Genomic DNA, 21028 nt, shown 5'->3' on the forward strand with positions numbered 1-21028 from the left:
CGATGGATCTGCAACTGGCCGGCAAACACGCCCTGGTGACGGGTTCCACCCGCGGCATCGGCTACGCCACGGCCCTCGAACTTGCCCGCGAAGGGGCCCATGTGACCGTCAATGGCCGCGATAGCGGGCGCGTCGCGCAGACGATCGCCCGTATCGAGGCGGCGCTGCCTGGTGCGCGGGTGAATGGACTGGCGGCCGACCTGGGCACTGCCCAAGGCTGCGAGCGCCTGCAGCAGGCCTGTCCCCGGGTGGACATTCTGGTCAACAACCTGGGCATCTTCGAGCCCAAGCCGTTTGCCGCGATTCCCGACGAGGACTGGCTGCGCTTCTTCGAAGTGAATGTCCTCAGCGGTGTGCGTCTCTCCCGCCACTATCTGCCGCTGATGAAGGAAGCCGGCTGGGGGCGCATCGTCTTCATTTCCAGCGAATCGGGGATCAGCCCGCCGACCGAAATGATCCATTACGGCATGAGCAAGGCGGCCCAGCTGTCGATCGCCCGTGGCCTCGCCCAGGACGCCGCCGGCAGCGGCGTCACCGTCAATGCGGTGCTGCCCGGTCCCACCCGTTCCGAAGGCGTGGGGGATTTCTTCGCCCGCCTGGCGGCGGAAGCCGGCGTCGCCGAGCAGGAATTCGAGCGCCGCTTCTTCGCCGAGGCCCGTCCCACCTCGCTGCTCAAACGACTGGCCGATCCGGCCGAAGTGGCCGCCCTCGTCACCTACGTCTGCAGCCCCCGGGCTTCCGCCACCACCGGCGCGGCCCTGCGAGTGGACGGCGGGGTCGTGGCATCCATGGTTTAACGAATAGTTCAGCAAGGAATTCATCATGAAGAAAATCAAGTGTGCCCTGATCGGCCCCGGCAACATCGGTACCGACCTGCTCTACAAACTCAAACGCAGCGCCGTGCTGGAGCCAGTGTGGATGGTCGGCATCGATCCGGCCTCGGAAGGCCTGGCCCGGGCCCGGGAAATGGGGCTGAAGACCACGGCCGAGGGGGTGGACGGGCTGCTGCCCCACGTCCAGGCGGACGGAATCCAGATCGCCTTCGATGCGACTTCGGCCTACGTGCATGCCGAAAACTCCCGCAAGCTGAACGCCCTGGGCGTGCTCATGATCGACCTGACGCCGGCTGCCATCGGTCCCTACTGCGTGCCGGCCGTGAATCTGCTCCAGCACGTCGGCCAGGGGGAGATGAACGTGAACATGGTGACCTGCGGTGGCCAAGCGACGATTCCCATGATCCGTGCGGTATCGCGGGTGCAGCCGGTGGCCTACGGCGAGATCGTGGCCACGGTGTCCTCCCGCAGCGCCGGTCCCGGCACCCGCAAGAACATCGACGAGTTCACCCGCACCACGGCCGGTGCCGTGGAAAAGGTGGGCGGCGCCAAGAAGGGCAAGGCGATCATCATCATCAACCCGGCCGAGCCGCCGCTGATCATGCGCGACACCATCCACTGCCTGACCGAAAGCGCCCCCGACCAGGCGGCAATCACCGTATCAGTGCAGCAGATGCTGGCGGAGGTGCAGCAGTACGTGCCCGGCTACCGGCTGGTCAATGGTCCGGTGTTCGACGGCAACCGGGTGTCGGTGTTCATGGAAGTCGCCGGGCTCGGGGATTACCTGCCGACCTACGCCGGCAATCTGGACATCATGACCGCTGCCGCGGCCCGCACGGCGGAAATGTTTGCCGAGGAAATCATCAAGGGCAAGCTCGAACTCGAACCCGTGCCGGCCTGAGGAAAAGGAGAACAACATGGATCTGCAAGGCAAGAAAATCACCGTCCACGACATGACGCTGCGCGACGGCATGCACCCCAAGCGCCACCTGATGACGCTCGACCAGATGGTCAGCATCGCCACCGGCCTCGACGCCGCCGGCATTCCGCTGATCGAAGTCACCCACGGCGACGGCCTGGGCGGCTCGTCGGTCAATTACGGCTTCCCGGCACACACCGACGAGGAATACCTCGGCGCGGTGATTCCGAAGATGAAGCAGGCCAAGGTCTCGGCGCTGCTGCTGCCGGGGATCGGCACCGTCGACCACCTGAAGATGGCGCGGGAGCTGGGCGTCCACACCATCCGGGTGGCCACCCACTGCACCGAGGCCGACGTCTCCGAGCAGCACATCACGCTGGCCAGGAAGCTCGACATGGACACCGTCGGCTTCCTGATGATGGCCCACATGAACAGCCCGGAAGGCCTGGTCAAGCAGGCGAAACTGATGGAGTCCTACGGCGCCAACTGCATCTACGTCACCGACTCCGCCGGCCATCTGCTGCCGGAGACGGTCAAGGCCCGCCTGAGCGCGGTACGCGAGGCGCTGAAGCCGGAAACCGAACTCGGCTTCCATGGCCACCATAATCTGGCGATGGGCGTCGCCAACTCGATCGCCGCCATCGAAGTCGGTGCCAACCGCATTGACGCGGCCGCCGCCGGGCTCGGCGCCGGTGCCGGCAACACGCCGATGGAAGTATTCATCGCCGTGTGCAGCCTGATGGGCATCGAGACCGGCGTCGATGTGGCGAAGATTACCGACGTCGCCGAAGACCTGGTGGTGCCGATCATGGACTTCCCGATCCGCATCGACCGGGACGCGCTGACCCTCGGTTACGCCGGCGTCTATGGCTCCTTCCTGCTGTTTGCCAAGCGCGCTTCCGCCAAGTACGGCGTACCTGCCCGGGACATCCTGGTCGAACTGGGCCGGCGCGGCATGGTGGGCGGCCAGGAAGACATGATCGAAGACACCGCCATCACCATGGCCCGCGAACGAGGAGTGCTGCAATGCAACTGAATCGGGAAACCATCGCCCAGCTGGCCGAGCATCTGGAAAACGCCGAGCTGCAGGCCCATGACGTGGTGAAGATCACCGACGCCCATCCCGAGATGGACTGGGACGACGCCTACGCCATCCAGGAGGAGATCCGTCGCCGCAAGATCGCCCGCGGCACGAAAATCGTCGGCCTCAAATGTGGCCTGACTTCCTACTCCAAGATGAGGCAGATGGGGGTGGAGACCCCCTGTTTCGGCTTCGTCACCGATTACGGCTGCGTGCCGGATGGCGGCGAGGTGAAGGTGGCGGAGCTGATCCACCCCAAGATCGAGCCGGAAATCTGCTTCGTCATGAAGCACGCCCTCAAGGGGCCAGGCTGCCACATCGGCGCGGTGCTGGCGGCTACCGATTTCATCATCCCGGGGCTGGAGATCATCGATTCCCGCTACCGGGACTTCAAGTTCGACCTGAAGAGCGTGATTGCCGACAACACCTCGGCCGCCCGCTTCGTGGTGGGCGGGCAGCCGCAGCCGGTGAGCGAGGTGGATTTGCGTACCGTCGGCCTGGTGATGGAAAAGAACGGCGTGCCGGTGGCCTTCGGCGCTGGCGCCGCGGTCCTCGGCCATCCGGCGGCGGCAATCGCCATGCTCGCCAATCACCTGGGCGCCCGGGGCGAGGAAATTCCCGCCGGTGCCCTGATCCTCTCCGGCGGGGTCACCGAGGCAGTGGCCGTGGCGGCTGGTGACCACATCAACCTGCGGGTCCAGGGCATGGGCAGCCTGGGCGTGCGTTTCGTCTGATCAGACAAGGAGTCAGCCATGCCATTTGCACAGATTTTCCTCATTGAAGGCCGTAGCGACGAGCAGAAGCGGGCCGTGATCGAGAAGGTCACCGACGCGCTGGTGGAGGCCGTCGGCGCACCGCGCGAGAACGTCCGCGTGTGGATTCAGGAAGTGCCCAAGACCCAGTGGGGCATTGCCGGCAAGACGGCGCAGGAACTGGGGCGCTGACCGTTTCCAGCCCGGAGGATGATCCTGCGGGCTTTTTTGCAGTACCAGAAAACAATGGAGGAGACACCATGAAAAAAATCACCCTGGCCCTGTTGCTACCCCTGGCCTTGGCCGGAGCGGCCCAGGCCAAGGAAGGGGGAGACCAGTATCCCAACGGAGCCGAAGCCCGGGAAATGGTGGGGGCGCTGCCGCCTCCCGGGGATTACTTCATCAACTATGCCGGTTACTACAGCGGCACCCTGCGGGACGGGAGCGGCGACAAGGTCCGTTTCGGCGGCAGGGAGGCCAAGGTCAATGCCACTTTCGACGCCCTGCGCTACATCAAGGTGACCCACACCAAGATACTGGGTGCCGACTGGGGCTGGCACGTGATTGTTCCGCTGGTGCATCAGAGCATGGATTTCCCGCCCCTGGGGGGCAGGGGAAGCCGTAGCAGCGTCGGGGACATCACCATCGATCCCCTGGTGCTGGGCTGGCACTTCGGGGACTGGCATGCCATCGCCGGGCTGGACATCAACCTGCCCACCGGACATTTCGACAAGGATGATTCCCGGAAATCGGTGGGTGCCAATTACTACAGTTACGAGCCGGTGCTGGCCCTGACTTACCGTAATCAGAGCGGCTTCGAAGGCAGCATCAAGCTGATGTACAACATCAAGACCAAGAACCAGGATACGGACTACCAGTCTGGCGACGAATTCCACTTCGACTACTGGGTGGGACAGCACCAAGGCCCCTGGGCCTATGGTCTGGGAGGCTACTACCTGAAGCAGACCACTGACGACAAATACAAGGGACGCAGTGTGGCAGCCGTGGATGGCGTGTACGACGAGGGCCGGCGTGGTCAGGTCTTTGCCATCGGCCCCTCGCTCAGTTACACCAGCAAGGGGGGGATTTCCTTCATCGGCCAGTGGCAACACGAAACCATGGTGGAAAACCGGTTTGCCGGCGACAAGTTCTACTTCAAGCTGATCACTGCTTTCTGAGCGGGAAAACGGGTTCCAGGGGCATCCGGCTGGCTTCCCCGGATGCCCTCTTTTTTGGAGAAACTGTGATGAAGATGCCCCGCAATCATTTCAAGGCAGCCCTGGCGGCAGGCCAGATTCAATATGGGCTCTGGCTGGGGCTGGCGGAAACCTACAGTGCGGAAGTCTGTGCCGGGGCCGGCTTCGACTGGCTCCTGATCGATGCCGAACATGGTCCCAACGAGCTGCGCAGCATCCTGGCCCAGCTCCAGGCCATCGCCCCCTACGCCTCCCAGCCGGTTGTCAGGCCGCCCCAGGGGGACACCGTCCTCATCAAGCAGTTGCTGGACACGGGCGTCCAGACCCTGCTGATTCCCATGGTTGACACCCCTGAACAGGCTCGGGAGCTGGTGCGGGCCATGCGCTATCCGCCTCTGGGTATCCGCGGGGTAGGCAGCGTTCTGGCCCGGGCATCCCGCTGGGGCAGGGTGGAAGACTACCTGGAACGGGCCAACCAGGAGGTCTGCCTGCTGGTGCAGGTGGAAACCTGCCTGGGCATGAGCAATCTGGATGCGATCCTGGCGGAAGAGGGGGTGGACGGGGTGTTTTTCGGCGCGGTGGATCTGGCGGCTTCCATGGGTTATCTGGGACAGGCCTCGCACCCGGAAGTGGTGGCGGCGATCTGCAGTGGCTTGCAGCGGACACGGACGGCCGGTAAAAGAGGAGGGGTGCTGTCCAGCGATGAAACCCTGATCCGGATTTACCAGGAAGCCGGGGCCAGCTTTCTCGCTGTGGGCGTGGATGTCCTGCTGCTGGCCCAGGCCTGCAATACCCTGCTGCAGCGCTACCGGCCCGAGGCCAGGGAAAGGCTAGGGCAGTATTAGGCCACTGGGCGGCGCTCCCTTGCCAGGGGTGACAGGGCAGGGAAAATCCACCGCCCGCTCCCCCGGGCGCGTATCCTAGTCGCCCCCCACGGATTTGTTGATCTGCCCCCCGATGAGTACAGCGCTTTCTCCCCGCCATGAGCGGCTTTTCCTCCTGACCCTGGGGGGCACCCAGTTCAGCCATGTGCTGGACTTCATGATCATGATGCCCCTGGGGCCCATCCTGATGGCCGCTTTCGGCATCGGCACCCACGAATTCGGCCTGCTGGTGGCGTCCTACAGTTTCAGCGCGGCTGCTTCGGGGGTACTGGCGGCCACCTTCGTGGACCGGTTCGAGCGCAAGGCCTTGCTCCTTGTCAGTTTTGCCCTGTTTGCCCTGTCCACCCTGGCCTGCGCCCTGGCTCCCAGCTATCCGGCCCTGATGCTGGCCCGGGGGCTGGCGGGCGTGTTCGGCGGCATCATGGGGGCCATGATCCATACCATGATCGCCGACGCCATTCCCTTTTCCCGGCGGGCCCAGGCCAGTGGAGTGGTGGCCAGCGCCTTCGCCCTGTCCACCATCGCCGGGGTGCCCCTGTCCCTGTGGCTGGCCAATCACCTGGGCTGGCGCGCGCCTTTCGTGCTGATCGCCGGCCTGAGCCTGGTGTTCATCCTGGTGGGTCTGCGCTGCCTGCCCGAGCTGCGTCAGCACCTGGAACGGGAACAGCGGGCCCACCTGCTCTCGGACACCTTTCAGGTACTGGGGGAGGGCAACCACCTGCGCGCCCTGCTGTTTTCCGCCCTGGTGATCTTTTCCGGCTTCATGGTGATTCCCTACATCACCGTCTACGCGGTGGGCAACGTGGGAATCGCCCAGGGGGACATTCCCATCGTCTACCTGGTGGGCGGCTTCGCCACCTTCTTCAGCGCCCGGCTGATCGGCCGCTGGGCCGACCGGCACGGCAAGGTGGAAAGCTACCGCTGGGTGGCCCTGCTAAGCACGCTGCCGCTCCTGGCCGTGACCCACGTGGGGGCGCTGCCCCTGGGACTGTGGCTGCTCTGTTCCACCAGCTTCTTCGTGCTGGTGTCGGGGCGCATGATTCCGGCCATGGCCATCACCGCTTCCGCCGCCCAGCCCGCCCTGCGCGGCACCTTCATGTCCCTGAACGGTACGGTCCAGTCCCTGGCCATGGGGCTGGCCACCACCCTGGCCGGTTTCCTGATCAGCCTGGACGACCAGGGGCTGATGCAGGGTTACGGCCTGGTGGGCTACGTGGCCGTGGCCGCCAACCTGCTGGGCATCTGGGGGGCCTCGCGCATCATCATGCACGGGCGCGATGCCTGAACCTGCTGGCTGGAAACCATGCCCATGAACGATGAGAGCTATCTGATCCTGCGCTGCGCGGGACAACTCCTGGTACTTGCCCCAGAAGGGCAGGAAGTCCGTTTTCCGACCTGCGCCGAGGTGGAAGCCGGCGATCCGGCCGACTGCCTGGAGGTGGGTAGCTGGAACGGCCGCCCCTGCCGGGCCCGGGATGTGACGGCCCTGCCGGCCCTCCCGGGGGGCCAGGGAGTGCCCCTGCGGGCCCTCTTCACCCTGGCGGGGCCCGCGTTGTTCTCCCTGGCGGGGCGCGCCTCCCAGTTGCTGGACTGGCGGGCCCAGCACCGCTTCTGCGGCCGTTGCGGCACCGGGACTGCGCCCCTGGCCGGAGAGTTCGCCATGGCCTGTCCCGCCTGCGGTCTGCTCGCCTACCCGCGCATTTCCCCGGCAGTGATGGTATTGATCCGGGACGGGCGCCGCCTGTTGCTGGCCCGCAGCCCCCATTTCAAACCCGGGGTGTACAGCGCCCTGGCCGGTTTCGTGGAAGCGGGGGAAACCCTGGAACAGTGTGCCGTCCGGGAGGTGCGGGAAGAGGTGGGACTGGAAATCGCCAACCTGCGCTACTTCGCCAGCCAACCCTGGCCTTTTCCCCACTCCTTGATGGTGGCCTTTTTCGCCGATTACGCGGGCGGTCAGATCAGGCCGGAACCCGGGGAAATCGAGGCGGCCGACTGGTTCCTCCCGGAAGCCCTGCCGCTCCTTCCCGACCCGGTGAGCATCTCCCGGCACCTGATCGAAGCGGCCCTGGCGCAGGACACGTAAAGGGCAGGGGGCTTCAGGCCTCCTGCCTGAGGATGTCCATCAAGCCCAGACCGGTCAGCTGCCGGATGCTCCGGGACAGGTAATAGAACACGGCCACCATCATCAGCATCGAGGGCAGCGCGATCATGGGGTAGCTGAGCAGGGTGAGCCGGCCCAGTTCCTCATTGAAAGCCTCGCTGCCAGCGGGGCTGGTGACGATCCAGGTGGCCAGCATGTAGTTCATGGCGGCGGAAAAGAAGAAGGTGCCGCTCAGCATCACCGTGGCCTTCTGCAGCCGCGCCTCGAAGATGCCCTGGGTGCCCCGTTGCTCCAGATGTTCCTGGACCTTGTCCACATCCACGACGCCGGGGTTGAAGAGCAGGGTCCGGATCAGGGGATAGCGGCTGCGCACCGAGGCCAGCACCACCAAGCCGATGATGCCCGGCACGGCGGCTTCCTTCACGGCCAGCCACTGGTTGTCCAGCTCCAGCAGGCCTATGCCGCCCGTGAGCAGGATGCTCACCAGCCCCAGGGCGGAGAACAGGTTCCACTTGCGACTGCGGGCCAGATCCACGCCCCCCCAGACCAGGGGAAAGGCCAGGGCCAGCAGCAGCGCACCGACACTGCCCAGCCGTTCCGGGCCACTCAACTTCATCAGGATCAGGGAGGGAATGACGATGTTGATCAACAGCTCGAACAAAGCATTCGGTTTTCTGGCGGGGACAGGCGTGGACATGGGCAGATAGAATGGCTGGCTGCGATGGTGCAAGGATAGGTAATGGATAGAAGCGAATACACCTTTTACCAGGCCCGGCTGCAAGGCGCCGGCAAACCGCCGGGGCTCCTGGCCCGGGCGCTGCGCCTGCTGGTGGTGCTGGTCGTGCTGGTACTGGGTTTCATGTTTTCCCTGGTGGCCTTCGCGGTCCTGGCAGTAGGTGGAGCCCTGGCCTGGGGCTACTTCTGGTGGAAGACCCGTAAACTGCGGCAGAAGTTGCAGGAACAGGGATATACCGTACCGACCGAGGCTCCCGGGACCTTCCGGGACCGGGGCACGGCAGGGGAGCTCATCGAGGGCGAAGTCATCGAGGGGGAAGTCATTGGCTGGGAACGTCCGGAGGCTGACTCCCGGAAGTGAAGCGGGGCAGGGTGAGGCGCCAGCGGATGGCCGCCAGCCGGACCAGGATCACCACCCCCATGCCGATGAAGCCGGCGCTCACATGATCCATGCCCAGGCTTTGCAGCAGGATCAAGGTCAGGGCGCCAAACCAGGCGGCGGTGGCGTACAGCTCGCTGGTGAAGACCAGAGGCACCTCGTTGGTGAGCACGTCCCGCAGCAGGCCGCCAAACACGGCGGTGATCACCCCCATCAGGCTGGCCACCAGCCAGGGGGCATTGAACTGCAAGCCCACCTGGGTGCCGACCACGGTGAACAGGGCCAGGCCGATGGCGTCCGGCAGCAGGAACAGCTTGCCGGGCAGGGGCTTGCGCCTGGCCAGGAAGAAGGTGGCAATGGCGGCCAGGACGGTGGCGATCAGATAGGTCTGGTCGGCGATCCAGAATACCTGCCGGTCCAGAAGCAGGTCGCGCACGGTACCGCCCCCCAGGGAAGCGGCAATTCCGGCCATGATGGCGCCGAACAGGTCCACCTGCTTGCGCCCGGCCTCCAGCACGCCGGTGGCGCCGCAGACCACGGAAGCAGCAATGCCGAGGCCGTAGAGGAAGGCGTCGACCGTGATGAGCGGGATTTCAACAGGCACGGGACAACTCCGGTGGCCGGCCCGGAGCCGTAAACAGCCCGACAGGCAGATGCATCTTCAGTGGCCCCGGACCTTGTCGCGCATGAGCCGCTGCTTTTCTCGGGCCCAGTCCTTTTCCTTGGCGTCCTCGCGCTTGTCGTGCTGCTTCTTGCCCTTGGCCAGACCGATCTCCGCCTTGATGCGGCCCCGGGTGTAGTGCAGGTCCAGGGGCACCAGGGTGTAACCGGCCCGTTCCACCTTGCCGATCAGCTTCATGATCTCGTTTTCGTGCAGCAGCAGCTTGCGGGTGCGGACCGGGTCCGGATGCACGTGGGTGGAAGCCGTGGGCAGGGGGGTGATGTGCATGCCCAGCAGGAAAATCTCGCCCCGCTTGATGACCACGTAGGCTTCCTTGATCTGTACCCGCCCGGCGCGAATGGACTTCACCTCCCATCCCTCCAGGGCAAGCCCAGCCTCATATTTTTCCTCGATGAAGTAATCGTGGAAGGCCTTTTTGTTGTTGGCAATACTCATGGTGCCGCGCGATTCCTATAGAATCGACGGATTCTAACAAGAATCGGAGCTTCTGGCGGACCATGGCCCTGGTCGAGAAATCGGTGCTGATCGCTTATTCAGCCCAGCAAATGTTTGATCTGGTGGATCGCTGCGAGGACTACCCCCAGTTCCTGCCCTGGTGCAGTCATACCGAATGCCGCTACCGGGACGACAAGAAGACGGTGGGAACCCTGCACATCAACTACCACAGCGTCAAATCCCACTTCACCACCGAGAACGACAAGGAAATCCCGGTTTCCATGCGCATCCGCCTGGTGGATGGCCCTTTCCGGCACCTGGAAGGCAGCTGGCACTTCAAACCCCTGCGCGAAGATGCCTGCAAGATCGAATTCCAGCTGCGCTACGAATTTTCCAGCAAATTGTTCGAAAAGGTGATCGGCCCCGTGTTCAGCCACATCGCCAACACCTTCGTGGATGCCTTCGTGAAGCGGGCAGAGCAGGTTTATGGAGCCCATACCCATGGCTGAATCCTTGAGCATAGAAGTGATCTACGCCCTGCCGGGCAAACAGGAATGCGTCCGCTTGAAGCTACCTGAGGGCAGCACCCTGCAGCAGGCCCTGGAAGCCTCGGGTCTCCTGGAAAAGTATCCGGACATTGACCTGAAGAAGAACAAGTTTGGCGTCTTCGCCAAGCTCTCCAAGCTGGATACGGTGCTGCGCAACCGGGACCGGGTGGAAATCTACCGCCCCCTGATTGCCGACCCCAAGGAGGTCCGCAAGCAGCGGGCTGCAGAAGGAAAGGTCATGAAGAAGGGCGCCGGGGAAGAGGGCGAAGCCGCCTGATCCCAAAGCCCCCCGCTCCCGTCGCATCAGAAAAGCAGAAGGGGCCTTGCGGCCCCTTCGGTGTTTCAGGCTGACAGGCTTATTTGCACCATTCCTGCACGGCCTGGCTGGCCCGCTGGCTTTCCTGCTGACGCTGGGCGTCGCCCATGAATTCCCGCTCACCCTGGGCGTTGCGGGTAGCCAGGCGCTCCCCGGAGTCCACCAAGGCCTTCTGCTTCTTGGCCCGCTCGCAGTTCTCCTGCTTCTGGGCCGCCTCTGCCTTTTCCTTTTCCGCCTTGGCGGCGCTTTCCTTCTTTTCCTGCTGACGCTTCTTCAGCTCCATGTCCTTTTCGGCCCAGCTCTTGTTCTTGTCTTCTTCAGCATCAGGAGTGGCCGCTGCGGGTGTCTGCACCGCCGGGGCCTGCTTGCCGGAGCCGGGTTGGGGGGTGTCGGAGATCACCGTGCGGCCCTGGGCATCCTTCCATTTGTACACCTGGGCCTGGGCCGGCAGGGTCATGGCAAGGGAGAGCAGGGTGGTCAGAATCAGGCTGTATCTCATGGGGAAAACCTCTATGGGTGGTTCGATCAATGGAGCGCTTGCTGTATAATACTTTTTTGTGACCTTGGATCAAAGGCCATGCGACTGCTGCAAAAAGCCCTTACTTTTGATGACGTTCTTCTCGTCCCGGCTCACTCCCAGATTCTCCCCCGGGATGTCAGCCTCTCCACCCAGTTTACCCGAAATATCGTCCTGAATATGCCTCTGGTATCCGCTGCCATGGATACCGTCACCGAGGGGCGCCTGGCCATTGCCCTGGCCCAGGAGGGCGGCATCGGCATCATTCACAAGAACCTGCCTGCCCGGGCCCAGGCCGCCGAAGTGGCCAAGGTCAAGCGCCACGAATCTGGCATTCTCAAGGACCCCATCACCGTCAATCCCCTGATGAGCGTGGGACAGGTGATGGAGCTGTCCCGCCACCACCGCATTTCCGGCTTCCCCGTGGTGGACCGGGCCGGCAAGGTGGTGGGCATCGTCACCAACCGTGACCTGCGCTTCGAGACCAATCTGGAACAACCGGTCAAGGCCATCATGACGCCCCGCAAGCGTCTGGTGACGGTCCGGGAAGGGGCCAGCATCGAGGACGCCAAGGAACTGATCCGTGCCCACCGTCTGGAACGGGTGCTGGTGGTCGATGATGAATTCCATCTGCGGGGCCTGATCACGGTCAAGGACATCACCAAGGCCACCGAACATCCCAATGCCAGCAAGGACAGCTCCGGCCGCCTGCGCGCCGGTGCGGCCGTCGGCGTCGGGGCTGGCACCGAAGAGCGGGTCGAACTGCTGGTGGAAGCCGGCGTGGATGTGATCGTGGTGGATACGGCCCACGGCCATTCCCAGGGCGTCCTGGACCGGGTCCGCTGGGTCAAGCAGAACTTCCCCCACGTGGAAGTGATCGGCGGCAACATCGCCACCGCCGAGGCCGCCCGTGCCCTGGCGGACATGGGCGCTGACGCAGTCAAGGTGGGTATCGGCCCCGGCTCCATCTGTACCACCCGCATCGTGGCCGGTGTGGGCGTACCCCAGATCACCGCCATCCAGAATGTTTCCGAAGCCCTCCAGGGCAGCGGCATCCCCATGATCGCCGACGGCGGCATCCGCTACTCCGGCGACATCGCCAAGGCCATCGCGGCCGGTGCCAACACGGTCATGCTGGGCGGCCTGTTCGCCGGCACCGAGGAAGCCCCGGGCGAAGTGGAACTGTTCCAGGGCCGCTCCTACAAGTCCTACCGGGGTATGGGTTCCCTGGGAGCCATGCAGGCCGGCTCCTCCGACCGCTACTTCCAGGACAACACCGCCAACGTGGACAAGTTCGTGCCGGAAGGCATCGAAGGCCGGGTGCCCTACAAGGGTTCCGTGCTCGCCGTGATCCATCAACTGATGGGCGGCCTGCGCTCCTCCATGGGTTATCTGGGCTGCGCCACCATTGCGACGATGCACGAGCGTGCCACCTTTGTGGAAATCACCTCTGCCGGGGTGCGCGAGTCCCATGTCCATGACGTGCAGATCACCAAGGAAGCTCCCAACTACCACGTGGATTAAGGGTCGAGTGTGGAGAGCCGAGAGTCAAGAGCCAAGGTTCGCGACTTTCGCGACTTGTTGATTTGGCAACGGGCCATGAATTTGGCCCGTTGTGTTTACCAACTGTCGGCAGCGTTTCCCCCGGCTGAACAGTTTGGCTTGACTGCTCAAGTCAGGCGATCAGCGGTTTCGGTAGTGTCGAATATTGCCGAAGGCCATGGTCGTGAAACCCCCGGAGATTTTGGCCGCTTTCTCCGCATTGCCCGTGGCTCCCTAGCGGAGTTGCACACTCAGGTCATGCTGACCGAACAGCTAGGTTTTATAACTTCTGACGCCTATTCCCCGATAGGCGCTGCAATAGAAGAGTTGAGCCGTATGCTTCGGGGCATGCAGAAAACTCTCGACTCAAAACTTTCGACTCTCAACTAACCATGCATCAGAAAATCCTCATCCTCGACTTTGGCTCCCAGGTCACCCAGCTGATCGCCCGTCGCGTGCGTGAAGCCAAAGTCTTCTGCGAGATCCATCCCTACGACGTCTCGGATGACTTCATCCGCAACTACGGCGCCAAGGGCATCATCCTCTCCGGCGGCCCGAGTTCGGTGACCGAAGGCGATACGCCGCGCGCGCCGAAGATCGTTTTCGAACTGGGCATTCCGGTGCTCGGCATCTGCTACGGCATGCAGACCATGGCGCAGCAACTGGGCGGCCAGGTGATGACTGCCGAAGCCGCCGGCAAGGCGCGCGAATTCGGCTACTCGGAAGTGCGCGCGCACGGCCATACTGCGCTGTTGAAGGACATCGCTGACTTCACGACAGCCGAAGGCCACGGCATGCTCAAGGTGTGGATGAGCCATGGCGATTCGGTGATGGAACTGCCGCCCGGCTTCAAGACCATGGCGTCGACGCCGTCCTGCCCGATCGCGGCGATGGCTGATGAGAGCCGCGGTTTCTACGCCGTCCAGTTCCACCCGGAAGTCACCCATACGCTGCAGGGCCGGGCGATCCTCGAACGCTTCGTGCATGGCATCTGCGGCTGTGGCACCGACTGGGTGATGGGCGACTACATCGCCGAAGCCGTGGCGGCGATCCGCGCCCAGGTCGGTAGCGATGACGTCATCCTCGGCCTGTCCGGTGGCGTCGATTCGAGCGTTGCCGCAGCATTGATCCACCGCGCCATCGGCGACCAGCTGACCTGCGTCTTCGTCGATCACGGCCTGCTGCGCCTCAACGAGGGCGACATGGTCATGGACATGTTCGCGCGCAACCTCGGCGTCAAGGTCATCCGCGTCGATGCGGTCGACGATTTCATGGGCAAGCTTTCGGGCGTCTCCGACCCGGAACAGAAGCGCAAGATTATCGGCAAGGAATTCGTCGAAGTCTTCCAGGCCGAGTCGAAGAAGCTGGTGTCGGCCAAGTGGCTGGCCCAGGGCACCATCTATCCGGACGTGATCGAATCGGCCGGCAAGGGCAAGAAGGGCGCCCACACCATCAAGAGCCACCACAATGTCGGCGGCCTGCCGGAAGACATGCACTTGAAGCTGCTTGAGCCGCTGCGCGAACTGTTCAAGGATGAAGTGCGCGAACTCGGCGTCGCGCTCGGCCTGCCGCGCGAGATGGTCTATCGCCATCCGTTCCCGGGCCCGGGCCTGGGCGTGCGCATCCTTGGCGAAGTCACCCTGAAGGCAGCCCACCTGCTGCAACGCGCCGATGCGATCTTCATCGACGAACTGCGCGCCACCGTCGCCACCGAGCGCGACGTTGCCGCTGGTGCCTGCACCGCAGCCGACATCGGCAAGACCTGGTACGACCTGACCAGCCAGGCTTTCGCCGTCTTCCTGCCGGTCAAGAGCGTCGGCGTGATGGGCGATGGCCGCACCTACGAGAACGTCGTCGCACTGCGCGCCGTGGTCACCAGCGACTTCATGACCGCACACTGGGCGCATCTGCCGTACGAATTGCTCGGTCGTGTTTCCAACCGCATCATCAACGAAGTGCGCGGGCTCAACCGGGTGGTGTACGACGTCTCCGGCAAGCCGCCGGCGACGATCGAGTGGGAGTGACGCCGAGGGCTTGATGCCCCGTCACCTAGCTGGAATGTCCTGAGGCCCTTGATTCGTCAAGGGCCTTTTGCATGCTCAGAACTCGTTCTGAAGTTTCTTGTAGCCCTGCACCAGCTCGTGATTGGTGCGCACCACGTCTTCGGAAAACTCGGTGGCGGCGGCGCTGACCCGGGGGATGGTGGCCAGGTCGGTTTTGGGTCCGATGCGCAGGGTGGAGGAGACGTAGAAGCCCGGGGGCAAGTCGGTGCCGTCCACCACGGCGTTGTGGCGGACCACGCAGCCGTCACCGATGCGGCAGTGGAAGACCACGCTGTTGAACCCGATGAAGACGTTGTTGCCGATCACGCAGGGGCCGTGGACGATGGAGCGGTGGGCGATGGAGGTGTGCTCGCCGATGTCCACCAGGGCGCCGGATTTGGAGTGGATGACCACCCCGTCCTGGATGTTGGAATGGGCGCGGATGCGGATCGGCTCCAGGTCGCCTTCGGCATTGACCTCATCGGCCCGGATCACGGCGTAGGGGCCGACAAAGACGTTTTCCTCGATGATGACCTTGCCGCAGATGATGGCGGTCTGGTCCACATAGGCGGATTCATGGATTTGCGGCAGGTCGCCGCGGGGATTCTTGCGGATCATGGTGCTGGCTCGGATGGTTGTCGAAAAAGAGTAGAGGGTTTGCGTCGGCTCAGCCCTGGTCCCGCACTCCGCAGAACATGGCAAAAGCCTGTTCCACCACGGTTTTGGGCAGGTCCCTGACGATGAATACCAGGCGGCTACGGCGGTCGTTGCAGGGCGCGGTTTCCGGCCAGGCTCCCAGGCTGGAGCCGGGGTACATGACATGCTGCACGCACTGGACGATCCGGGGCAGGGGGTCGCCGCTGACGTTGAGGAGTCCCTTGACGCGCAGGATGTGCTCGCCCCGGGATTCCAGCAGGGCAGCCATGGCGTCGGCAAAGAATGCCCAGGGCAGGGGCGTATCGAAGGTCAGGGCAAAGCTGTGCACCAGGGCGTCGTGGCGGTCCGGATCATGATGATGGGTGTGAGCGTGCTCATGGTGCCGCCGGGCGGCCTCGCGTACCTGCTCTTCGGCCAGCCAGTCGCCCACCTCCCGGGTCTTGCCGCCCGGATCATAGAGGCCGCAGCCCATCACGGCGGCGGGCTGCAGTTCCCCCTGGCGCAGCTGGAGCTGGGCCGCGCCAGGGTTGAGACGGCTCAGGACGGCGCCCAGAGCTTCCAGTTGCCCGGCATCTGCCAGGTCGCACTTGGTGAGCAGCAGACGGTCGGCCATGACCACCTGCTTCACGGGTTCCGGGTGCCGGGCTAGCTGCGCCAGGGCCAGGGTGCTGTCTACGGCGGTGAGCACCCCGTCCATGCGGAAACGCTCGGCCACGAAAAAATCTTCCATCAGGGTGTAGATCACGGGAGCCGGGTCCGCCAGGCCCGTGGTCTCGATGATCACCCGGTTGATGGGGGGAATCTCCCGGCGCAGGCTGCGCATGAAGAGTTCAGTGAGACTGCGGCTCAGATCGCTGCGCACCGTGCAGCAGATGCAGCCGGAGTCGAGCAGGATCAGGTCGTCGTCGATGCGGGTGACCAGGTGGTGATCCACCGGAATGGTGCCGAACTCGTTGATCAACACCGCGGCCCGGGCCATGTCCGGCTGTCGCAGCAGATGGTTGAGCAGGGTGGTCTTGCCGGCCCCGAGGAAACCCGTCAGGAGGGTGACGGGAATGCGGCGATCCTGATCCGGGGACATCATCCGAACTGGCGCTCCCGCTGTTCATGACGTTCCTGGGCTTCCAGGCAGAGGCTGGCGGTGGGCCGGGCGATCAGGCGGGGAATGCCGATGGGCTCGCCGGTATCCTCGCACCAGCCGTAGGAACCGTTGTCGATGCGCTGCAGGGCCTGGCGGATCTTCTTGATCAGCTTGCGTTCCCGGTCCCGGACCCGCAGTTCCAGCGTATGTTCCTCTTCCGCACTGGCCCGGTCCGTGGGGTCCGAGGCCATCACCGTTTCCTGCAGGTGCAGATTGGTTTCCCCGGCGGTGGCAAACAGGGCCTGCTCCTCGGCCAGCAGCCGCTGGCGGAAGGTGTATAGCTGGGCCGGGCCCATGTACTCGGATTCAGGCGCGGCCAGCAACTCGGCATCGCTCAGGAGCTTGAAATGTTGTTCCATGATCGGTCCCCCTCTGGTTGTATGGCGGAAATCCCTGGTGAATGGGCTAGTTTGAACCTGTTCCCCCGGCACGCCTACGTCTTTCAGCGGATGCAATGTTATAACATCGCTGCCGCTATGGCTCCAGGCCCGGAGATTTCGCATCCTGCCGCATTCCGGTAGTCTCCGGGCTTTGACCCTTGAGGGGTGCCCCATGACAGTCCTGCCACGTTGCCCCTGGTGCGAAGGCTTCGAACTTTACCGGCAATACCATGACGAGGAGTGGGGGGTGCCCCTGCGGGATGACCGGGCCCTGTTCGAACTGCTGCTCCTGGAAGGGGCCCAGGCCGGGCTGTCCTGGGCCACGATCCTGAAGAAGCGGGAAGGCTACCGGCGGGCTTTCGATGGCTTCGATCCGCTCCTGATGGCGGCCTACGGGGACGAGAAGGTCCAGGCCCTGCTGGCGGACCCGGGCATCGTACGCAACCGGGCCAAGGTGGCCGCCGCCATCGGCAATGCCCGGGCCTATCTGAGGCTGGCAGAGCAGGGTGTTTCCTTCAGCGACTTCCTCTGGCAGTTCGTGGGCGGCCAGCCGATCCGGAACCATTGGGAAAGCCTGGCCCAGGTGCCGGCGAAGACGCCACAATCGGACGCCATGAGCAAGGCCCTGGGCCAAGCCGGTTTCAAGTTCGTGGGTTCCACCATCTGCTACGCCTTCATGCAGGCGGCGGGGATGGTCAATGATCATCTGGTCAGCTGTTTCCGCCACGATCAGGTGTGAAACTGAATTCCTTTACCACAAAGGCACAGAGGCCCGGAGGAAGACAGAAATTTCCTTTTGGGGAGCGGCCTGGCTTTTCCTCAGTGTCATCGGTACCGGGAGGCTCCCGATAAGATCGTTAAAAATGAAGCAAGGGGGCCTGGGCCCCCTTGGGTGGATCGGGGCCCCTTAGCGTTTCAGCTTGGCGAAGGCGGCTGCCATGGCGCCCCCCGCCGGGGTGGGGCTCTCGTGCCGGCGCTGGCCGGCGGGGCCGGAGCGGGAAGGCGTGCTACGCGGCTCCTGCCGGCCCGGCTCCCGGCGGGCCGGGGCGGCCTCGTCGGAAAGACGCATGGTGAGGCTGATGCGCTGGCGGGGGAGATCCACCTCCAGCACCTTCACCTTCACCACCTCGCCGGCCTTGACCACCTCATGGGGGTCCTTGACGAACTTGGTGGACAGGCAGGAGACATGGACCAGGCCGTCCTGGTGCACGCCGATGTCCACGAAGGCGCCGAAGGCGGCCACGTTGGTGACCACCCCTTCGAGGATCATGCCGGGCTTCAGGTCCTTCACGGATTCGATGCCGTCGGCGAAGGTGGCGGTCTTGAACTCGGGGCGGGGGTCCCGGCCCGGCTTTTCCAGTTCCTTGAGGATGTCCTGGACCGTGGGCAGGCCGAATTTCTCGTCCGTGTACTTCGCCGGACTCAGGGCCTGGACCGCCCGACTGTCGCCGATCACCTCCTTGATGCCCTTCTTGATGTCGGCCAGGATCTTTTCCACCACCGGGTAGGCTTCCGGGTGCACGGCGGAGGCATCCAGGGGATTCTCCCCGTTGATGATGCGCAGGAAGCCGGCGGCCTGTTCGAAGGTCTTATCCCCCAGGCGCGGCACCTTCTTCAGGTCACCGCGGCTCCGGAAGGCGCCGTTGCTGTCCCGATAGCTGACGATGTTGGCGGCCAGGCCGGCATTGAGCCCGGAGATGCGGGTCAGGAGCGGCACCGAGGCGGTATTCACATCCACCCCCACGGCGTTCACGCAGTCTTCCACCACCGCATCCAGGCTCTTCGCCAGCTTGCTCTGGGAAACGTCGTGCTGGTACTGGCCGACGCCGATGGACTTGGGGTCGATCTTCACCAGTTCGGCCAGGGGGTCCTGCAGACGGCGGGCGATGGAGACGGCGCCGCGCAGGGACACATCCAGCTCCGGGAACTCCCGGGCGGCGAATTCGGAGGCGGAATAGACCGAGGCCCCGGCTTCGGAGACCACGATCTTGGTGAGCTTCAGTTCCGGATGGCGACTCATCAGCTCGGCCACCAGCTTATCGGTTTCCCGGCTGGCGGTGCCATTGCCGATGGCGATCAGCTGTACGCCGAATTCCTTGCAGACCTTGGCCAGGACGTTGATGGAGCCGTCCCAGTCGTTCCTGGGCTCGTGGGGATAGATGGTGGTGGTGCCCAGCAGCTTGCCGGTGGCGTCCACCACCGCCAGCTTGCAGCCGGTGCGGATGCCCGGGTCCAGGCCCAGGGTGCACTTGGCGCCGGCGGGGGCGGCCAGGAGCAGGTCCTTCAGGTTGCGGGCAAAGACGTGGATGGCTTCTTCCTCGGCCCGCTCCCTGAGGCCGTTCATCAGTTCCAGTTCCAGGTGCAGGAAAATCTTGATCTTCCATGCCCAGCGCACCGTATCCGCCAGCCATTTGTCGGCGGGACGATCCTGGTTCCTGATGCCGAAACGGGCGGCGATCCGGTTTTCGCAAGGGTTGGGACCCGGCTTCACCTGTTCCGGGTCCAGCTCGGAATCCAGCACCAGGGCCACGTTCAATACCCCTTCGTTGCGGCCCCGCAGCAGGGCCAGGGCCCGGTGGGAGGGCATCTGGGTGATGGGCTCGGCGAAGTCGAACCAGTCCCGGAACTTGGCCCCCTCGTTTTCCTTGCCTTCCACCACCGTGGATTTCACATGGCCGTGCTCGTTCAGGTATTCCCGCAGCTGGCCCAGAAGTCCGGCGTCTTCGGCGAACTTTTCCATGAGGATCTGCCGGGCCCCATCCAGCACCGCCTTGGGGTCGGCAAAGCCGGCTTCCACGTTGAAATACTTGGCGGCTTCCTCTTCCGGCACCAGCAGGGGGTTTTCCAGGAGCGCCAGGGCCAGGGGCTCGATACCGGCTTCCCGGGCGATCTGGGCCTTGGTGCGGCGCTTCTGCTTGTAGGGCAGGTACAGGTCTTCCAAGCGTTGCTTGGTCTCGGCCAGGAGGACTTCCGCCTTCAGTTCCGGGGTCAGCTTGCCCTGTTCCTCGATGCTGGCCAGGATGGCATCCCGGCGCTCCTCCAATTCCCGCAGGTAGGTGAGCCGTTCCTCCAGGTTGCGCAGCTGGGTGTCGTCCAGGCCGCCCGTGACTTCCTTGCGGTAGCGGGCAATGAAGGGCACGGTGGCGCCTTCGTCAAGCAGCTGGACGGCGGCCATGACCTGGGCGGGACGCACGCCCAGTTCGATGGCGATGCGGTGTTCGATGGGTGCGAGCATGGGATGCGGCTTTTTCCGGAAAAGGGCGAACCATGCCAAAACCGGCGCCGGATGGCAAGCCGGAACAAGCCCTGATCCGGCCCCGGAGATGCCCCGGAAGGCCGGAAAATAACTGTCCCCATGCCTTCTGCTGCCTGGGGAAATGGAGTAGCATCCGGAACACCAGTGATCATTCCGAAATCATTTCTAGGAGGGACTATGAAAGTTGAGACTTTTCTGTTTGGCAGCGTGGACGTGAATCCCGAGCAGGTCATCGAGTTCCCCGCCGGCCTGCTCAGCTTCGAGAACAACAAGCGCTTCATGCTGATCCATGAAACCGAATCCGGCGACCCCGTCAGCTTCACCCTGCAGTCTCTGGACGATCCCCACCTGGCCCTGCAGATCATCGATCCCGCCGCCCTGGGTTTCACCTACGAGTTGGCCCTGACCGATGCGGAAACCGCCGCCATCAAGCTCACCGACCCCGCCGATGCGGTGGTGGTGCTGGTGCTCTTCAAGCAGGAAGGCAAAGCCACGGCAGGCATGGGCGCCAACCTGCGCGCCCCTCTGGTGGTGAACACCAAGGCCCGCCTGGGCCTGCAGAAACTGCTGACCAAGGTACGGCCCAACGTGGTGCTTTCCAACCTGAGCAGCGCCGCCTGATCTACGGCAGC

At 64.1% G+C, this 21028-nt stretch carries 25 protein-coding genes; 17 read left to right on the top strand and 8 right to left on the bottom strand.

Going from position 1 to position 21028, the window contains the following annotated elements:
- The first annotated feature begins 2 nt into the window (after positions 1-2).
- The 9 genes from G474_RS0100170 to nudC all read left to right on the top strand — a co-directional run bounded on the left by G474_RS0100170 (position 3) and on the right by nudC (position 7748).
- Complete coding sequence (locus tag G474_RS0100170; protein WP_026685217.1) at positions 3-797, top strand: SDR family NAD(P)-dependent oxidoreductase; 795 nt, start codon at positions 3-5, stop codon at positions 795-797.
- A 25-nt stretch (positions 798-822) separates the two neighbouring features.
- Positions 823-1734, top strand: a complete 912-nt coding sequence (locus G474_RS0100175) for an acetaldehyde dehydrogenase (acetylating) (RefSeq protein ID WP_026685218.1) — start codon at positions 823-825, stop codon at positions 1732-1734.
- A gap of 16 nt (positions 1735-1750) precedes the next feature.
- A complete protein-coding gene (gene dmpG, locus G474_RS0100180) occupies positions 1751-2788 on the top strand; it encodes a 4-hydroxy-2-oxovalerate aldolase (protein ID WP_026685219.1) in 1038 nt (345 codons plus the stop codon).
- The gene (gene dmpH / locus G474_RS0100185) at positions 2779-3567 is read left to right on the top strand and encodes a 2-oxo-3-hexenedioate decarboxylase (RefSeq protein WP_026685220.1); all 789 of its coding nucleotides are present in this window, start codon (positions 2779-2781) and stop codon (positions 3565-3567) included. The genes dmpG and dmpH overlap by 10 nt, the downstream gene beginning before the upstream one ends.
- Positions 3568-3585: 18 nt before the next feature.
- On the top strand, positions 3586-3777 hold the full coding sequence (locus G474_RS0100190; RefSeq protein WP_026685221.1) for a 2-hydroxymuconate tautomerase: 192 nt from the start codon (positions 3586-3588) through the stop codon (positions 3775-3777).
- Positions 3778-3845: 68 nt separating this feature from the next.
- Positions 3846-4763 carry a SphA family protein gene (locus G474_RS0100195; RefSeq protein WP_026685222.1) on the top strand — a complete coding sequence of 306 codons (918 nt, stop codon included), beginning with the start codon at positions 3846-3848 and terminating at the stop codon, positions 4761-4763.
- Between the two features lie 68 nt (positions 4764-4831).
- Positions 4832-5626 (top strand): aldolase/citrate lyase family protein, encoded by a 795-nt coding sequence (locus G474_RS0100200; protein ID WP_026685223.1) that lies wholly within the window; start codon positions 4832-4834, stop codon positions 5624-5626.
- 112 nt (positions 5627-5738) lie between these two features.
- Positions 5739-6950: an MFS transporter gene (locus G474_RS0100205; RefSeq protein ID WP_026685224.1), complete on the top strand. Its 1212-nt coding sequence runs from the start codon at positions 5739-5741 to the stop codon at positions 6948-6950.
- Positions 6951-6974: 24 nt separating this feature from the next.
- The gene (gene nudC / locus G474_RS0100210; protein ID WP_026685225.1) at positions 6975-7748 is read left to right on the top strand and encodes an NAD(+) diphosphatase; all 774 of its coding nucleotides are present in this window, start codon (positions 6975-6977) and stop codon (positions 7746-7748) included.
- A gap of 13 nt (positions 7749-7761) precedes the next feature.
- Here nudC and G474_RS0100215 read toward each other — a convergent pair whose 3' ends face one another.
- Complete coding sequence (locus G474_RS0100215; protein ID WP_211228030.1) at positions 7762-8427, bottom strand: VC0807 family protein; 666 nt, start codon at positions 8425-8427, stop codon at positions 7762-7764.
- Positions 8428-8505: 78 nt separating this feature from the next.
- On the opposite strand from G474_RS0100215, the gene G474_RS18885 reads away from it, so the two are divergent.
- The gene (locus tag G474_RS18885; protein ID WP_043462706.1) at positions 8506-8862 is read left to right on the top strand and encodes a hypothetical protein; all 357 of its coding nucleotides are present in this window, start codon (positions 8506-8508) and stop codon (positions 8860-8862) included.
- Here G474_RS18885 and G474_RS0100225 read toward each other — a convergent pair.
- Together G474_RS0100225 and smpB are read right to left on the bottom strand one after the other, a co-directional pair.
- Entirely contained in the window at positions 8822-9484 is a 663-nt protein-coding gene (locus tag G474_RS0100225) for a trimeric intracellular cation channel family protein (RefSeq protein WP_026685227.1), read from the bottom strand. The genes G474_RS18885 and G474_RS0100225 overlap by 41 nt on opposite strands.
- A 57-nt stretch (positions 9485-9541) precedes the next feature.
- A complete protein-coding gene (gene smpB / locus G474_RS0100230; protein WP_026685228.1) occupies positions 9542-9997 on the bottom strand; it encodes an SsrA-binding protein SmpB in 456 nt (151 codons plus the stop codon).
- A gap of 62 nt (positions 9998-10059) precedes the next feature.
- On the opposite strand from smpB, the gene G474_RS0100235 reads away from it, so the two are divergent.
- Both G474_RS0100235 and G474_RS0100240 read left to right on the top strand, forming a co-directional pair.
- Positions 10060-10506 (top strand): type II toxin-antitoxin system RatA family toxin, encoded by a 447-nt coding sequence (locus G474_RS0100235; RefSeq protein ID WP_026685229.1) that lies wholly within the window; start codon positions 10060-10062, stop codon positions 10504-10506.
- A complete protein-coding gene (locus G474_RS0100240; protein WP_026685230.1) occupies positions 10499-10822 on the top strand; it encodes an RnfH family protein in 324 nt (107 codons plus the stop codon). The genes G474_RS0100235 and G474_RS0100240 overlap by 8 nt, the downstream gene beginning before the upstream one ends.
- Positions 10823-10901: 79 nt before the next feature.
- Here G474_RS0100240 and G474_RS0100245 read toward each other — a convergent pair whose 3' ends face one another.
- Positions 10902-11360 (bottom strand): DUF4124 domain-containing protein, encoded by a 459-nt coding sequence (locus tag G474_RS0100245; RefSeq protein ID WP_026685231.1) that lies wholly within the window; start codon positions 11358-11360, stop codon positions 10902-10904.
- A gap of 78 nt (positions 11361-11438) precedes the next feature.
- On the opposite strand from G474_RS0100245, the gene guaB reads away from it, so the two are divergent.
- From guaB to guaA, 3 genes are read left to right on the top strand one after another with little or no spacing between them, the layout of a single operon-like run.
- Positions 11439-12902: an IMP dehydrogenase gene (gene guaB / locus G474_RS0100250; protein ID WP_026685232.1), complete on the top strand. Its 1464-nt coding sequence runs from the start codon at positions 11439-11441 to the stop codon at positions 12900-12902.
- 9 nt (positions 12903-12911) lie between these two features.
- Entirely contained in the window at positions 12912-13310 is a 399-nt protein-coding gene (locus G474_RS22340) for a four helix bundle protein (RefSeq protein ID WP_281171685.1), read from the top strand.
- A gap of 2 nt (positions 13311-13312) precedes the next feature.
- Positions 13313-14944, top strand: coding sequence for a glutamine-hydrolyzing GMP synthase (gene guaA / locus G474_RS0100255; protein ID WP_026685233.1), 1632 nt, complete (start codon positions 13313-13315; stop codon positions 14942-14944).
- A 75-nt stretch (positions 14945-15019) separates the two neighbouring features.
- Here guaA and G474_RS0100260 read toward each other — a convergent pair whose 3' ends face one another.
- From G474_RS0100260 to dksA, 3 genes are read right to left on the bottom strand one after another with little or no spacing between them, the layout of a single operon-like run.
- A complete protein-coding gene (locus G474_RS0100260; RefSeq protein WP_026685234.1) occupies positions 15020-15580 on the bottom strand; it encodes a gamma carbonic anhydrase family protein in 561 nt (186 codons plus the stop codon).
- Between the two features lie 49 nt (positions 15581-15629).
- Positions 15630-16703, bottom strand: a complete 1074-nt coding sequence (locus tag G474_RS0100265; RefSeq protein ID WP_026685235.1) for a CobW family GTP-binding protein — start codon at positions 16701-16703, stop codon at positions 15630-15632.
- Positions 16700-17119, bottom strand: coding sequence for an RNA polymerase-binding protein DksA (gene dksA, locus G474_RS0100270; RefSeq protein ID WP_026685236.1), 420 nt, complete (start codon positions 17117-17119; stop codon positions 16700-16702). The genes G474_RS0100265 and dksA overlap by 4 nt, the downstream gene beginning before the upstream one ends.
- Before the next feature lie 193 nt (positions 17120-17312).
- On the opposite strand from dksA, the gene G474_RS0100275 reads away from it, so the two are divergent.
- Positions 17313-17879: a DNA-3-methyladenine glycosylase I gene (locus G474_RS0100275; protein WP_051281591.1), complete on the top strand. Its 567-nt coding sequence runs from the start codon at positions 17313-17315 to the stop codon at positions 17877-17879.
- Between the two features lie 168 nt (positions 17880-18047).
- On the opposite strand, the gene G474_RS0100280 is transcribed toward G474_RS0100275, so the two are convergent.
- The gene (locus G474_RS0100280) at positions 18048-20375 is read right to left on the bottom strand and encodes a Tex family protein (protein WP_026685238.1); all 2328 of its coding nucleotides are present in this window, start codon (positions 20373-20375) and stop codon (positions 18048-18050) included.
- A gap of 198 nt (positions 20376-20573) precedes the next feature.
- On the opposite strand from G474_RS0100280, the gene fliW reads away from it, so the two are divergent.
- Positions 20574-21017, top strand: coding sequence for a flagellar assembly protein FliW (fliW, locus tag G474_RS0100285; protein ID WP_026685239.1), 444 nt, complete (start codon positions 20574-20576; stop codon positions 21015-21017).
- The last annotated feature ends 11 nt before the right edge of the window (positions 21018-21028 follow it).

Origin of the sequence: Azovibrio restrictus DSM 23866 (assembly GCF_000429665.1) — a bacterium.
Classification (GTDB): Bacteria; Pseudomonadota; Gammaproteobacteria; order Burkholderiales; family Rhodocyclaceae; genus Azovibrio; species Azovibrio restrictus.

Coding starts and splice junctions, on each gene's coding strand:
- G474_RS0100170 (WP_026685217.1), top strand. CDS start 3: ATGGATCTGCAACTGGCCGGCAAACACGCCCTGGTGACGGGTTCCACC.
- G474_RS0100175 (WP_026685218.1), top strand. CDS start 823: ATGAAGAAAATCAAGTGTGCCCTGATCGGCCCCGGCAACATCGGTACC.
- dmpG (WP_026685219.1), top strand. CDS start 1,751: ATGGATCTGCAAGGCAAGAAAATCACCGTCCACGACATGACGCTGCGC.
- dmpH (WP_026685220.1), top strand. CDS start 2,779: ATGCAACTGAATCGGGAAACCATCGCCCAGCTGGCCGAGCATCTGGAA.
- G474_RS0100190 (WP_026685221.1), top strand. CDS start 3,586: ATGCCATTTGCACAGATTTTCCTCATTGAAGGCCGTAGCGACGAGCAG.
- G474_RS0100195 (WP_026685222.1), top strand. CDS start 3,846: ATGAAAAAAATCACCCTGGCCCTGTTGCTACCCCTGGCCTTGGCCGGA.
- G474_RS0100200 (WP_026685223.1), top strand. CDS start 4,832: ATGAAGATGCCCCGCAATCATTTCAAGGCAGCCCTGGCGGCAGGCCAG.
- G474_RS0100205 (WP_026685224.1), top strand. CDS start 5,739: ATGAGTACAGCGCTTTCTCCCCGCCATGAGCGGCTTTTCCTCCTGACC.
- nudC (WP_026685225.1), top strand. CDS start 6,975: ATGAACGATGAGAGCTATCTGATCCTGCGCTGCGCGGGACAACTCCTG.
- G474_RS18885 (WP_043462706.1), top strand. CDS start 8,506: ATGGATAGAAGCGAATACACCTTTTACCAGGCCCGGCTGCAAGGCGCC.
- smpB (WP_026685228.1), bottom strand. CDS start 9,997: ATGAGTATTGCCAACAACAAAAAGGCCTTCCACGATTACTTCATCGAG.
- G474_RS0100235 (WP_026685229.1), top strand. CDS start 10,060: ATGGCCCTGGTCGAGAAATCGGTGCTGATCGCTTATTCAGCCCAGCAA.
- G474_RS0100240 (WP_026685230.1), top strand. CDS start 10,499: ATGGCTGAATCCTTGAGCATAGAAGTGATCTACGCCCTGCCGGGCAAA.
- G474_RS0100245 (WP_026685231.1), bottom strand. CDS start 11,360: ATGAGATACAGCCTGATTCTGACCACCCTGCTCTCCCTTGCCATGACC.
- guaB (WP_026685232.1), top strand. CDS start 11,439: ATGCGACTGCTGCAAAAAGCCCTTACTTTTGATGACGTTCTTCTCGTC.
- guaA (WP_026685233.1), top strand. CDS start 13,313: ATGCATCAGAAAATCCTCATCCTCGACTTTGGCTCCCAGGTCACCCAG.
- G474_RS0100260 (WP_026685234.1), bottom strand. CDS start 15,580: ATGATCCGCAAGAATCCCCGCGGCGACCTGCCGCAAATCCATGAATCC.
- G474_RS0100265 (WP_026685235.1), bottom strand. CDS start 16,703: ATGATGTCCCCGGATCAGGATCGCCGCATTCCCGTCACCCTCCTGACG.
- dksA (WP_026685236.1), bottom strand. CDS start 17,119: ATGGAACAACATTTCAAGCTCCTGAGCGATGCCGAGTTGCTGGCCGCG.
- G474_RS0100275 (WP_051281591.1), top strand. CDS start 17,313: ATGACAGTCCTGCCACGTTGCCCCTGGTGCGAAGGCTTCGAACTTTAC.
- G474_RS0100280 (WP_026685238.1), bottom strand. CDS start 20,375: ATGCTCGCACCCATCGAACACCGCATCGCCATCGAACTGGGCGTGCGT.
- fliW (WP_026685239.1), top strand. CDS start 20,574: ATGAAAGTTGAGACTTTTCTGTTTGGCAGCGTGGACGTGAATCCCGAG.